The sequence below is a fragment of the Bacillus silvicola genome (assembly GCF_050524305.1).
GTDB classification, from domain to species: Bacteria; Bacillota; Bacilli; order Bacillales; family Bacillaceae_G; genus Bacillus_A; species Bacillus_A cereus_AT.
The window spans coordinates 1-12731 of record NZ_JBNGVC010000027.1; the positions used below are offsets into that span (position 1 = coordinate 1).

Here is a 12731-nt window from a genome sequence, read left to right on the forward strand (position 1 = left end):
CATCTAATTGAGTTTCATAAACACCGTCAGCAATACGACTACCAAATGTTGTTGTGTAATAATACTCCTTAATCTCCCATATTGCTTTAGGATTAACAGTACTAGGAAAAGCTCCATCAAATCGCCTAGAAAGAATCCCTTCAACTCCCTTATTTTCGTCAAGAATGTATGTTAAATTACGTGGATCATCATTAAATTTTATATCTTTATCATAATTTAGACCCTGTTGATTGCTAAATTGTCGTAATACACCTTCTGTAATAATGTTTATCATACAAGTAAAATAAGCATAATCTCTTTTTTCACCTTTTTGCTTATTTAAAGGAAGACTTGAAGTAAAGCCATTTACTTTATAGTGTTCCAATAGATTACGAAACTCATGCCTAGCTTCATCTACATTCATAAATAGATTACTAATTGTATTATTAAGCAAATCAGCTCTATATATAAGATATTCTGAAACATCTTCCAATAAATCCTCTTCAATACTTATATCCATTTCATAAAGTTTTGTTTTTATTGAATGCTTATCATGATGTAAAACAAAATTTGCTTTGGAATAACCAAGCCTTTCTGAAATTAACTTTGTATATCCCCAAAAAGCAGTTGATCTGTTTAAAAATTGTGGATTTGCTCTCATAATTTTCCCCTATCATAAATTTATATATATAAACAAATCCGACACATTTATATCTAGTGCAGTTGCTATTTTGCTTATATTAATCAAAGAAATGTTCCTGTTACCCCTTTCCACCTCGCTTATGTATGTACGATGTAGACCTGTTATTTCCGCTAGTTTTTCTTGCGAAATCCCCTTTTATTACGATAATACTTAATAGACATGCCAAACTGTTCTTTAATATCAATATTTTCCATAAATCAAATTTACTTATTTGATGACTATATATCTACAGACTATAAGTAACATTTTTGGTATAATTATTTTAAGAAGAATATAAGAGAGGTAACAAAATTAATGAAAAATATCCCACAATTGCTTAAATGGGTTGGAAATAAACATAAATTTGCTCATGAAATAGTAGAAGCTATGCCTAATGAAATAGAGACTTATTATGAACCATTTCTTGGAAGTGGCGCTGTATTAGCTACACTTGCTTACCATCAAAAAAACTCTTTAATTCCACCAATAACATATAAAAAAGCTGTTGGTTCTGATGTTATGACACCATTAATAGGCATTTTTAATTATGTAAAAAGTGATCCAAATACTTTAGTCAAACATTACAAAAATTGTATTGAAGATTATATTAATAATAGACAAGAAAAATATTTAGAGATTCGTGAACGTTTTAACCAAGATCGTGATCCTTTAGATTTTGCTGTTCTTACACGTACATGTTACTCCGGTATTATTCGTTTTAGAAAACGTGATGGTTATATGAGTACACCTATTGGTCCTCATAATCCAATTTCACCAGAATCTTTTGAAGAACGAGTACAAATATGGCATGATCTTTTACAAAATGTTGAGTTTATAAATACCGATTTTAGAGAAACCATGAATAAAGCCAAAACTGGTGATTTAGTCTATTGTGATCCACCTTATACACATAGCCAATCTATATTATATGGTGCACAAGCTTTTAAAATAGAAGATCTTTGGGAAGCCATTTATAAATGTAAGCAACGTGGTGTTAAAGTAATGTTATCTATAAATGGAAAAAAGAAATCTAAAACTGAAGATATAAGTGTTCAGCTACCAGAAGGTTTATTTGAAAGAGAAAAATATGTAAATTGTGGAGTATCTATGATTAACCGTCTTCAAAGATCAGGAGAAGTTATGATTAATGAAGATGTACATGATCGTTTACTATTAACTTGGTAAATTTTAAATGAAAATATTTCTTAAATAAAACAAAGAACCAGGCATTTGTTTATGCCTGGTTCTTTGTTTTATTTTGAAAAATCAAAAAATAAAATTGATAAAAATAACTTTAATACATATTATTGATCATATGAATATTAAATTCACATGATCAATAATATGTATACCAGCCTTATCAAAATAACTAGTTATAAAAATATTGAAAGGATTGTGGTTAAATGGAGCAAGAAATTATTATTTTCGAAGCTACACATAGAGGAAAGCTAACCATAGGTGATATTGATGTAAACTGTGCTGTTTTAGAAAATGGTAGAAGAATTATAAGTCAAAGCGGACTCTTTGAAGTTTTTGATAGACCTCCACATGGAGCAAAAAGAATTGAGGGCCTTCCTGCTGTTGTTACTGCTAAAACTTTAGAAAAATTTGTAACTCCTGAATTAAGAGAAAAAGCTAAACCCATTATCTATAGACATACAAATGGAAAATCAGCAAAAGGATATGATGCAACTCTTATTCCAGAGATCTGTGAATTATATTTACAAGCAAGAGATGAAGGAAAGATTACTAGTACACAAGAAAAAATAGTCAAAAAAGCTGAAATAATTATTAGAGCTTTAGCAAAAGTAGGTATTGCAGCTTTAATTGATGAAGCTACTGGTTATCAATATGATCGAGAAAGACAAGAATTATCAAAATTACTAGAAGCCTATATTTCAGAAGATTTAATGAAATGGCAAAGAAGATTCCCTTTAGAGTATTATGAAGAAATTTATAGATTATATGGTTTAAGTTCTAACCCAAGTAGCAAGAATAAACCACAATTTATTGGACAATTCACTAACACATATGTTTACAATTATTTCCCTACAGAAATAATTGACCATATAAAAAAAACTAATCCTAAAATCCAAAAAGGAAATAAAACTTACAGAAGATATAAAAATTTCCAATTCCTTTCTGATGATATAGGTATTATACAACTAGATAAGCACTTAAACCGTCTTATACCTGTTATGCAACTATCCGAAAATATAGATGATTTTAAGCGAAATTTTGATAAAATTTTTAATAAAATCAATGGTGAACAACTTTCATTAAATTTTAATTCTCCTAATAAAATAAAACCTAAATAATTAAAGATATTTAAATATATATATCCTATTTATATCTCAAAAATATAACACCCTATTATAAAAAGACCTAGCACTTGCTAGGTTTTTTGTTTAAAAATAACTACCATTTTCATCTCAACTGTAAATTAATTCCACAATATTTTTGTAGTGTGTGAAAGTAAACTTTTAGATATTAGTTTACATTCATTTCCCCTTAAACATTGACTTTTCGTCATTCCCCCTGATATCCTCAATTTATATAACAAAAGTATACATTCAAAACACTATAAATAAAGAGGTCATAAATCCATGAATAAAAAGCCACATCTTATTGATGTACAACCCATTAGAAGTAAAGAACAGATCGAAGATATGAAATGGGCCCTTAAACGCCACTGTTCAGAAAGAGACTATATTCTCTTTCTAATTGGAATCAATACAGGATTACGTGTCAGCGATCTACTCCAAATTGAAACAGAAACCATAGTAAAGTTAAAACGGAAAAAGAGAAAAGAATTTAAGATCAAAGAAGGAAAAACGAAGAAAGAACGCATAATTAATCTTACTTCTATTTTTGATGAAGTCTATTCTTATGCCCAAACCCTAGAAAACACCTGGTTATTCCCTTCCCGTAAAGGAGATCAGCCCATTAGTAAGATCCAAACTTATCGACAATTGCAAAAAGCCGGAAATTTTACCGGCATAGAGTCCATTGGTACCCACACCATGCGCAAAACCTTCGGCTATTGGTTCTATAAACAAACAAAAGATGTGGCCATGTTGCAAGAAATACTCAATCATAGTACTCCACAAATTACACTTAAGTATATTGGAATCAATAAAGAAGAAAAAGACAATGTACTCGATATATTTCAAATTTAAAAACACAAATTACTAACACCTAATATTTACTTCCACAATTCTAAAATGTTATAGTTAAGAAGCATCGAAAGATGCTTCTTCAAAATTTGGCTATAAGTGTGGCAACTTATTCTAATGTTCATCTACGTATAAAATTGATCTAATTTTTGTGGCGAAAATTAGAAAAGACTTATAATTAAGTAGGTGAGAAACATGACAATCAATAATGAAACACAAATTGAAAATGAGATCGCCTATAAAATTAAACAAGATCATATTCGGAGAATAAAGATCTAAATTAATTTTTCAAAAGGTGTATTGTTCTCGTATCTATTTAGCATTTAAAAATAGATACACAAAAAAAGGTTCTTGGGATTAAGTGGCAAATCCCTAAGAACCTTTTTTTTTTATCATTGAATAAATTTTAGATATATGGCATACCTTATAAAATAACAAACTGAGTAAACTCCTAATTTTCGTTTTTTAAAGATCACTTGCTCTGCTAAAGTGGCATACTAAGTAACATAAGACAGTGGCATGTCTTATCAAGAATCTAATCAAAATCTAAAATTAGTCGTTTCCTCAATTTATTACTTTTTATTTATATTCCAACAGCTTTTTACATCCAGAGATTCCAAAAAATCTCTATTGCTTTTGCTAGACCGGCTGAACCTGTCCCAAAAAAGGCAAACTTTTGCCATAGTGACAATTTCTCGGTCTTTTTTTTGTTTACAACTTGCTTATTCTTCTTTTGGCTTTTTTGTGGCGTATTCTTTTTCTTCATCAACGCACCGTCCTGTTCTAATTTTTAATAGAGCAGAGGTTCGTGACACTTAGCCTTTCCATTGTACCAAAATTTTCATAAACAATTAACGTTTTCTTATCAATTCTATAAACAAAGCTATACAAGATAACAATATTAATACATCGGCAAACCTTTGTAATAACGAACTATGAGTATAATCTCTAATTAATAAATATAATACTAAACAAAAAAGAATCATAAAATTCGGATTGACTTTTTTCAACTTCATATCAACCCCTTCAAATTTTTAATAAATTATTTATATTATAAATTATATCATTTATAACAATTTCAATATAAAGATATTATTTTATATTAGCTATAATTTGAGACATCGGACTAGCTGAATTCTCTTTTATCATTTTTTCGAAATTATCGGATAGATGAATTTCACTATCTTTAAATAAAGCTAAATAATTTTTACTAATTACTAAACTTGCATTAGCCATTTCTCTATCTACAATATCATTAGGAATTATAAGTTTTTCTTTAGAAAAACTCACATAAAGACTTTCATTTTTTAAATCATTATAAATATTTATTCTAGGCTTAATTTTTGCTAATTCTACAATCATCCTGTTTATTCCTTCTATACGTCCACCAGCTAGAGCTGTAATAAAGAATCTCATTTTCAACTTCTCTTTATGATTTTTCATTTTTTTATCTATCTTTTTCCAATTAATTTCAACATCTTTATGTACATCTGAAGCCGCTTCCAAAATTATAGGAAGTTTAGAAATTTCTTCAGAAGCAATGTGAGATAATGTATAAGATCTAGCATATTTTTTATGAGAAAATAAAATTCTCGATTCTTCAACCAAACTTACAGCATTATTAAAAATTTTAATATAAGCCTTTTTCAAATCATAAATTTGTAGTGGTTTCAAATTTACTACTCCTTTTTTCTATTTAATAACATTAAAAATAAATAATCATAGCAAGGGAATGCTTGTAGACTGATTTATACTGCATTCCCTTATTGTATGTATGCTATATTCTTATTCGTCTTTTTCTAACAATATAACAACGAATCTTGGCGAAGACATTGGTTTTTGCCCTGTCCTGGGGTCCCGTCCTCGCTTTTTATTCCACGGTTCCCTTGACCACGAGCCTCCGAACCCTCAAACTCCCAAAGCCAACCCCAGCGGGCAAAAACCGCCCTTCTGGGGCCACCTCTGGCGAGTTTGCATGAGGGTTCCCCTCATCGTCAAGGAACTTTCGCGGCATAAACGCCAGGACTCAGTTTGTAAATCTCATAATAATTATTTTCCAAATAACCTCGCAAAAAATCCTTTTGATTCCGTAGATGCTGTTAATGATTTTGTTTCTTGTACTTCACGAATTGTTTCAAGTAACTTCTGATCCCGTTTTTCTAATTTATTATCAATATAATCTTGTTGCTTTTGTAATTGTTCAATTAACAATTTATTAAATTCTTCTTGTTTCTCACTATATTCTCTAAGCTTACTAACTTCATTTTTTAATGCTTTTAATTCTTCAGCTAAAATCTCTCCAGCTTCTTTACTAGGAACAGGCTTTATACTCTCTCCACCTGTAGCAAAATAATGTTCGATTTGTTTTATTGAATAGTTCTGTTCTCGATGTAATTGCTTAACCATCCTCATTTGCTCAAGAGCTTTTTCATCAAAAATATTGTAACCTGATTCATTCTTCTCTAAAGGAATATATGTCTTTAATTCTTTCATCCAATTCCTTATAACATTTGGTGATTCATCTAAACATAATGCAACTTCTTTAACAGTCATCGCTATATAACCTGGGTTTTCTCCACCTAGGTATTCACTTTTATCCATCTTTTTACCCACCTTTAAAACCTAGATAAAAACCTTGATATTTTTAATATCAATGGTTATTTTCAAAAAAATCAACCTTCGAACCTAGGTATTAAACCTAGGTTTTTACTAATTCATTTTACTAAGGTTTATATCCTCCTGTCATATAAAAATAACGGATTTTTTCATATTTCTAATTCATACTTCATTTAGCAAAGATCTTAGCCGCGCTACAAAAAGTTTTCTAATAACCTTGCAACAAACCACAATCAAAATCACATTCTTGTTTTTTTAACATAATAAAATTCAGTTAAAAAACAAGTCATTTTATAAAATTGGAAATTCTGAATCAAAAAAGAGAGAAGAGCATAAGGGGTTTTTGGGCCCAACTAGGGGTTGGGACTAGGCAGAGCCTAGCTTAAACGTGGGTACACGAAAATTCCCAGGATGTCCACTCACTGATGACACAAAACTCTCCAAATGTCCCCATTATGTCCCTAGATGTAGACTCAGTGAGTACACAAAGTCCCTTTGATGTCTCCATATGAGTACTCACTAACGACATGATATTTTTAATAAATTGCAATCAAACATTACTTTAAAATACTAAAAGAAAACAATTGGCATTAAATAAATATAAATCCGTAATCTAGAATCAAATAACAACAAAATACAAAATGCCATTCAGATGCTTCAGAATCCTTTTTAAAACATATAAATCTAAAATAATACTATTTGTCGTGAAAACGAAAACAAACGCTTAAAAAGCAAAATAAAAAGGTTTAAAAGGTGATTTTCCTTTGCTTTTGGGGTTGAGGCTGGTTCGTCGTGTGGGGACGAGCCCCCACGTATTACGTATCTATTAATATGGTAAGTGAAATTATTAAGCGAAAGCACTAGCGGTTCGGCTCGTATAATAGCAAATTCAAGCCGATAATTAGAATAATCACTTTTGGATGTATCGGCTTGGTGCCGCCAAAATTCGAGCCGAAAAAAGTTTTGCAAGGATGTAGCAAAGCGAAAGGGTGGAGATTTTCTGTAGCAAAGCGGAGGAAAATACTACCCGTTCCTTGCGGAACTTTTAGCCTTAATAATATATAGAGTGAGAAGGACAAGCATTTAAAAGTTTTAAAAAACCAGTATTAGCAAGGGTTTCAAGGTTTTTCGTACGTATCAGATTTGATACACTTTCGTATCAGATCTGATACGTACGAAAAATAAAGAATCAAAAAAAAAAGAACTAGTCAATAGTTCTTTTTAAAATAATCTATTAGGTAAATTCTTGAGTATTTTATTATTCATAGCTTTTCTAAACATAGTTACTAAAGCTCCTTGAATATCATCACGATTTCCAGCATAAATAATATTGGGATTAACATAAATTGCATAAGCTTTTACATTATTACCTTCAACACCAGATTCAGCTTTAGCTAATATACCTTTTTTAACAAGGCTATTAATAACCCTACTAACTTTTGTTCTACTCGTCCCTAATACTTCTCCTATTTGAGTAATATTTAATGGCGACGCATATTTTTTAGTAATATCATCTACAATAGCATTTGAATGAAGTCCTATGTAAGCCTGTATATCAAGCAAAAAGATTTTTTCCTCTCCAGTCATATAATCTTTTTGTCTTAAATACTCCCAATTCAACTGTAATAACTGAACAAATTTAGCTTTATTTTTTACTTTCTTTTCAGGAACTAATTTCATTCCTCTTGAACCAGCCTTTGCTTGAAGTTCATTTGCTAAATACATCTCTTCTTCTGACAAGATCTTCGAATCCTCAATATCTCTCAATCTTGCATTTTTTTCAGCTTGTTTTAAATTGATAGTATTTGTCATAACTTTTCTCCTTGTTCCTAGTATTTACAACTAGTACGGAGACTTTTTTTATGCTATTATGTAATTAGAATTTTATAAGAATAAAAAAGCCTCTCATTATAGTTGTTTCTCGACAATTCAATTATATCATGATTGGCTTTTTTTGTTGTAATTCAAAATAAAAAAGACCCCTGGTTCCCCAAGACTCTTCTTATTTTTCTCCAAAGTAAATTATTAATAGATAAAAGTTTACTTCAACATAACAAAATTAAAAACTAATTCCTGTTCTATAACAAACTTTTTAATGCTTGAGGCCATCTATCAAAAATTTCACGTCCAAATATAACTTCATCTACTAGTCCCATATGCAACATATCAATAATTCTACACAAATAAGATTTACCCATAACCCACCATGTATTGTAAGCATCTATAAAATATATATGCTCAATAGGTGTATGTAACACATGAGACAAATGATTTATCTCATGACCATCTAATTGAGTTTCATAAACACCGTCAGCAATACGACTACCAAATGTTGTTGTGTAATAATACTCCTTAATCTCCCATATTGCTTTAGGATTAACAGTACTAGGAAAAGCTCCATCAAATCGCCTAGAAAGAATCCCTTCAACTCCCTTATTTTCGTCAAGAATGTATGTTAAATTACGTGGATCATCATTAAATTTTATATCTTTATCATAATTTAGACCCTGTTGATTGCTAAATTGTCGTAATACACCTTCTGTAATAATGTTTATCATACAAGTAAAATAAGCATAATCTCTTTTTTCACCTTTTTGCTTATTTAAAGGAAGACTTGAAGTAAAGCCATTTACTTTATAGTGTTCCAATAGATTACGAAACTCATGCCTAGCTTCATCTACATTCATAAATAGATTACTAATTGTATTATTAAGCAAATCAGCTCTATATATAAGATATTCTGAAACATCTTCCAATAAATCCTCTTCAATACTTATATCCATTTCATAAAGTTTTGTTTTTATTGAATGCTTATCATGATGTAAAACAAAATTTGCTTTGGAATAACCAAGCCTTTCTGAAATTAACTTTGTATATCCCCAAAAAGCAGTTGATCTGTTTAAAAATTGTGGATTTGCTCTCATAATTTTCCCCTATCATAAATTTATATATATAAACAAATCCGACACATTTATATCTAGTGCAGTTGCTATTTTGCTTATATTAATCAAAGAAATGTTCCTGTTACCCCTTTCCACCTCGCTTATGTATGTACGATGTAGACCTGTTATTTCCGCTAGTTTTTCTTGCGAAATCCCCTTTTTATTACGATAATACTTAATAGACATGCCAAACTGTTCTTTAATATCAATATTTTCCATAAATCAAATTTACTTATTTGATGACTATATATCTACAGACTATAAGTAACATTTTTGGTATAATTATTTTAAGAAGAATATAAGAGAGGTAACAAAATTAATGAAAAATATCCCACAATTGCTTAAATGGGTTGGAAATAAACATAAATTTGCTCATGAAATAGTAGAAGCTATGCCTAATGAAATAGAGACTTATTATGAACCATTTCTTGGAAGTGGCGCTGTATTAGCTACACTTGCTTACCATCAAAAAAACTCTTTAATTCCACCAATAACATATAAAAAAGCTGTTGGTTCTGATGTTATGACACCATTAATAGGCATTTTTAATTATGTAAAAAGTGATCCAAATACTTTAGTCAAACATTACAAAAATTGTATTGAAGATTATATTAATAATAGACAAGAAAAATATTTAGAGATTCGTGAACGTTTTAACCAAGATCGTGATCCTTTAGATTTTGCTGTTCTTACACGTACATGTTACTCCGGTATTATTCGTTTTAGAAAACGTGATGGTTATATGAGTACACCTATTGGTCCTCATAATCCAATTTCACCAGAATCTTTTGAAGAACGAGTACAAATATGGCATGATCTTTTACAAAATGTTGAGTTTATAAATACCGATTTTAGAGAAACCATGAATAAAGCCAAAACTGGTGATTTAGTCTATTGTGATCCACCTTATACACATAGCCAATCTATATTATATGGTGCACAAGCTTTTAAAATAGAAGATCTTTGGGAAGCCATTTATAAATGTAAGCAACGTGGTGTTAAAGTAATGTTATCTATAAATGGAAAAAAGAAATCTAAAACTGAAGATATAAGTGTTCAGCTACCAGAAGGTTTATTTGAAAGAGAAAAATATGTAAATTGTGGAGTATCTATGATTAACCGTCTTCAAAGATCAGGAGAAGTTATGATTAATGAAGATGTACATGATCGTTTACTATTAACTTGGTAAATTTTAAATGAAAATATTTCTTAAATAAAACAAAGAACCAGGCATTTGTTTATGCCTGGTTCTTTGTTTTATTTTGAAAAATCAAAAAATAAAATTGATAAAAATAACTTTAATACATATTATTGATCATATGAATATTAAATTCACATGATCAATAATATGTATACCAGCCTTATCAAAATAACTAGTTATAAAAATATTGAAAGGATTGTGGTTAAATGGAGCAAGAAATTATTATTTTCGAAGCTACACATAGAGGAAAGCTAACCATAGGTGATATTGATGTAAACTGTGCTGTTTTAGAAAATGGTAGAAGAATTATAAGTCAAAGCGGACTCTTTGAAGTTTTTGATAGACCTCCACATGGAGCAAAAAGAATTGAGGGCCTTCCTGCTGTTGTTACTGCTAAAACTTTAGAAAAATTTGTAACTCCTGAATTAAGAGAAAAAGCTAAACCCATTATCTATAGACATACAAATGGAAAATCAGCAAAAGGATATGATGCAACTCTTATTCCAGAGATCTGTGAATTATATTTACAAGCAAGAGATGAAGGAAAGATTACTAGTACACAAGAAAAAATAGTCAAAAAAGCTGAAATAATTATTAGAGCTTTAGCAAAAGTAGGTATTGCAGCTTTAATTGATGAAGCTACTGGTTATCAATATGATCGAGAAAGACAAGAATTATCAAAATTACTAGAAGCCTATATTTCAGAAGATTTAATGAAATGGCAAAGAAGATTCCCTTTAGAGTATTATGAAGAAATTTATAGATTATATGGTTTAAGTTCTAACCCAAGTAGCAAGAATAAACCACAATTTATTGGACAATTCACTAACACATATGTTTACAATTATTTCCCTACAGAAATAATTGACCATATAAAAAAAACTAATCCTAAAATCCAAAAAGGAAATAAAACTTACAGAAGATATAAAAATTTCCAATTCCTTTCTGATGATATAGGTATTATACAACTAGATAAGCACTTAAACCGTCTTATACCTGTTATGCAACTATCCGAAAATATAGATGATTTTAAGCGAAATTTTGATAAAATTTTTAATAAAATCAATGGTGAACAACTTTCATTAAATTTTAATTCTCCTAATAAAATAAAACCTAAATAATTAAAGATATTTAAATATATATATCCTATTTATATCTCAAAAATATAACACCCTATTATAAAAAGACCTAGCACTTGCTAGGTTTTTTGTTTAAAAATAACTACCATTTTCATCTCAACTGTAAATTAATTCCACAATATTTTTGTAGTGTGTGAAAGTAAACTTTTAGATATTAGTTTACATTCATTTCCCCTTAAACATTGACTTTTCGTCATTCCCCCTGATATCCTCAATTTATATAACAAAAGTATACATTCAAAACACTATAAATAAAGAGGTCATAAATCCATGAATAAAAAGCCACATCTTATTGATGTACAACCCATTAGAAGTAAAGAACAGATCGAAGATATGAAATGGGCCCTTAAACGCCACTGTTCAGAAAGAGACTATATTCTCTTTCTAATTGGAATCAATACAGGATTACGTGTCAGCGATCTACTCCAAATTGAAACAGAAACCATAGTAAAGTTAAAACGGAAAAAGAGAAAAGAATTTAAGATCAAAGAAGGAAAAACGAAGAAAGAACGCATAATTAATCTTACTTCTATTTTTGATGAAGTCTATTCTTATGCCCAAACCCTAGAAAACACCTGGTTATTCCCTTCCCGTAAAGGAGATCAGCCCATTAGTAAGATCCAAACTTATCGACAATTGCAAAAAGCCGGAAATTTTACCGGCATAGAGTCCATTGGTACCCACACCATGCGCAAAACCTTCGGCTATTGGTTCTATAAACAAACAAAAGATGTGGCCATGTTGCAAGAAATACTCAATCATAGTACTCCACAAATTACACTTAAGTATATTGGAATCAATAAAGAAGAAAAAGACAATGTACTCGATATATTTCAAATTTAAAAACACAAATTACTAACACCTAATATTTACTTCCACAATTCTAAAATGTTATAGTTAAGAAGCATCGAAAGATGCTTCTTCAAAATTTGGCTATAAGTGTGGCAACTTATTCTAATGTTCATCTACGTATAAAATTGATCTAATTTTTGTGGC

Annotated in this window: 14 protein-coding genes; 6 read left to right on the forward strand and 8 right to left on the reverse strand. The window is 29.8% G+C overall.

Going from position 1 to position 12731, the window contains the following annotated elements:
• Together ACP6L7_RS36165 and ACP6L7_RS36170 are read right to left on the reverse strand one after the other, a co-directional pair.
• The coding region (locus tag ACP6L7_RS36165) for a DUF7687 domain-containing protein (RefSeq protein ID WP_430529902.1) at positions 1-640 on the reverse strand (640 nt) is incomplete at its 3' end.
• Positions 641-652: 12 nt separating this feature from the next.
• Positions 653-811, reverse strand: a complete 159-nt coding sequence (locus tag ACP6L7_RS36170) for a helix-turn-helix domain-containing protein (RefSeq protein WP_430529912.1) — start codon at positions 809-811, stop codon at positions 653-655.
• A 165-nt stretch (positions 812-976) separates the two neighbouring features.
• On the opposite strand from ACP6L7_RS36170, the gene ACP6L7_RS36175 reads away from it, so the two are divergent.
• The 3 genes from ACP6L7_RS36175 to ACP6L7_RS36185 all read left to right on the forward strand — a co-directional run bounded on the left by ACP6L7_RS36175 (position 977) and on the right by ACP6L7_RS36185 (position 3840).
• Positions 977-1846 carry a DNA adenine methylase gene (locus ACP6L7_RS36175; protein WP_430529903.1) on the forward strand — a complete coding sequence of 290 codons (870 nt, stop codon included), beginning with the start codon at positions 977-979 and terminating at the stop codon, positions 1844-1846.
• Positions 1847-2064: 218 nt separating this feature from the next.
• Positions 2065-2979: a P63C domain-containing protein gene (locus ACP6L7_RS36180; RefSeq protein WP_430529904.1), complete on the forward strand. Its 915-nt coding sequence runs from the start codon at positions 2065-2067 to the stop codon at positions 2977-2979.
• Positions 2980-3267: 288 nt separating this feature from the next.
• Positions 3268-3840: a tyrosine-type recombinase/integrase gene (locus tag ACP6L7_RS36185; protein ID WP_430529905.1), complete on the forward strand. Its 573-nt coding sequence runs from the start codon at positions 3268-3270 to the stop codon at positions 3838-3840.
• 598 nt (positions 3841-4438) lie between these two features.
• Here the strand turns inward: ACP6L7_RS36185 and ACP6L7_RS36190 are convergent.
• The 6 genes from ACP6L7_RS36190 to ACP6L7_RS36215 all read right to left on the reverse strand — a co-directional run bounded on the left by ACP6L7_RS36190 (position 4439) and on the right by ACP6L7_RS36215 (position 9614).
• Positions 4439-4603, reverse strand: a complete 165-nt coding sequence (locus ACP6L7_RS36190; RefSeq protein WP_430529906.1) for a hypothetical protein — start codon at positions 4601-4603, stop codon at positions 4439-4441.
• A gap of 326 nt (positions 4604-4929) precedes the next feature.
• The gene (locus ACP6L7_RS36195) at positions 4930-5511 is read right to left on the reverse strand and encodes an AbiV family abortive infection protein (protein WP_430529907.1); all 582 of its coding nucleotides are present in this window, start codon (positions 5509-5511) and stop codon (positions 4930-4932) included.
• A gap of 375 nt (positions 5512-5886) precedes the next feature.
• Entirely contained in the window at positions 5887-6438 is a 552-nt protein-coding gene (locus ACP6L7_RS36200) for a DUF3967 domain-containing protein (RefSeq protein WP_430529908.1), read from the reverse strand.
• Positions 6439-7674: 1236 nt separating this feature from the next.
• Complete coding sequence (locus ACP6L7_RS36205; RefSeq protein WP_430529909.1) at positions 7675-8265, reverse strand: MarR family transcriptional regulator; 591 nt, start codon at positions 8263-8265, stop codon at positions 7675-7677.
• Between the two features lie 266 nt (positions 8266-8531).
• Positions 8532-9377 carry a DUF7687 domain-containing protein gene (locus tag ACP6L7_RS36210; RefSeq protein ID WP_430529910.1) on the reverse strand — a complete coding sequence of 282 codons (846 nt, stop codon included), beginning with the start codon at positions 9375-9377 and terminating at the stop codon, positions 8532-8534.
• A 12-nt stretch (positions 9378-9389) separates the two neighbouring features.
• Positions 9390-9614 (reverse strand): helix-turn-helix domain-containing protein, encoded by a 225-nt coding sequence (locus tag ACP6L7_RS36215; protein WP_430529911.1) that lies wholly within the window; start codon positions 9612-9614, stop codon positions 9390-9392.
• Positions 9615-9714: 100 nt separating this feature from the next.
• Between ACP6L7_RS36215 and ACP6L7_RS36220 the strand changes: the two genes are divergently transcribed.
• From ACP6L7_RS36220 to ACP6L7_RS36230, 3 genes are all read left to right on the forward strand, one after another.
• Positions 9715-10584: a DNA adenine methylase gene (locus tag ACP6L7_RS36220; protein ID WP_430529903.1), complete on the forward strand. Its 870-nt coding sequence runs from the start codon at positions 9715-9717 to the stop codon at positions 10582-10584.
• A 218-nt stretch (positions 10585-10802) separates the two neighbouring features.
• Positions 10803-11717: a P63C domain-containing protein gene (locus ACP6L7_RS36225; protein WP_430529904.1), complete on the forward strand. Its 915-nt coding sequence runs from the start codon at positions 10803-10805 to the stop codon at positions 11715-11717.
• 288 nt (positions 11718-12005) lie between these two features.
• Complete coding sequence (locus ACP6L7_RS36230; RefSeq protein ID WP_430529905.1) at positions 12006-12578, forward strand: tyrosine-type recombinase/integrase; 573 nt, start codon at positions 12006-12008, stop codon at positions 12576-12578.
• Positions 12579-12731: the final 153 nt, after the last annotated feature.

Bases quoted from the DNA above. Each gene is read 5' to 3' on its own strand.
- ACP6L7_RS36230 (WP_430529905.1), top strand. From the start codon at position 12,006: ATGAATAAAAAGCCACATCTTATTGATGTACAACCCATTAGAAGTAAA.
- ACP6L7_RS36205 (WP_430529909.1), bottom strand. From the start codon at position 8,265: ATGACAAATACTATCAATTTAAAACAAGCTGAAAAAAATGCAAGATTG.
- ACP6L7_RS36220 (WP_430529903.1), top strand. From the start codon at position 9,715: ATGAAAAATATCCCACAATTGCTTAAATGGGTTGGAAATAAACATAAA.
- ACP6L7_RS36185 (WP_430529905.1), top strand. From the start codon at position 3,268: ATGAATAAAAAGCCACATCTTATTGATGTACAACCCATTAGAAGTAAA.
- ACP6L7_RS36190 (WP_430529906.1), bottom strand. From the start codon at position 4,603: ATGAAGAAAAAGAATACGCCACAAAAAAGCCAAAAGAAGAATAAGCAA.
- ACP6L7_RS36200 (WP_430529908.1), bottom strand. From the start codon at position 6,438: ATGGATAAAAGTGAATACCTAGGTGGAGAAAACCCAGGTTATATAGCG.
- ACP6L7_RS36215 (WP_430529911.1), bottom strand. From the start codon at position 9,614: ATGGAAAATATTGATATTAAAGAACAGTTTGGCATGTCTATTAAGTAT.
- ACP6L7_RS36225 (WP_430529904.1), top strand. From the start codon at position 10,803: ATGGAGCAAGAAATTATTATTTTCGAAGCTACACATAGAGGAAAGCTA.
- ACP6L7_RS36175 (WP_430529903.1), top strand. From the start codon at position 977: ATGAAAAATATCCCACAATTGCTTAAATGGGTTGGAAATAAACATAAA.
- ACP6L7_RS36210 (WP_430529910.1), bottom strand. From the start codon at position 9,377: ATGAGAGCAAATCCACAATTTTTAAACAGATCAACTGCTTTTTGGGGA.
- ACP6L7_RS36180 (WP_430529904.1), top strand. From the start codon at position 2,065: ATGGAGCAAGAAATTATTATTTTCGAAGCTACACATAGAGGAAAGCTA.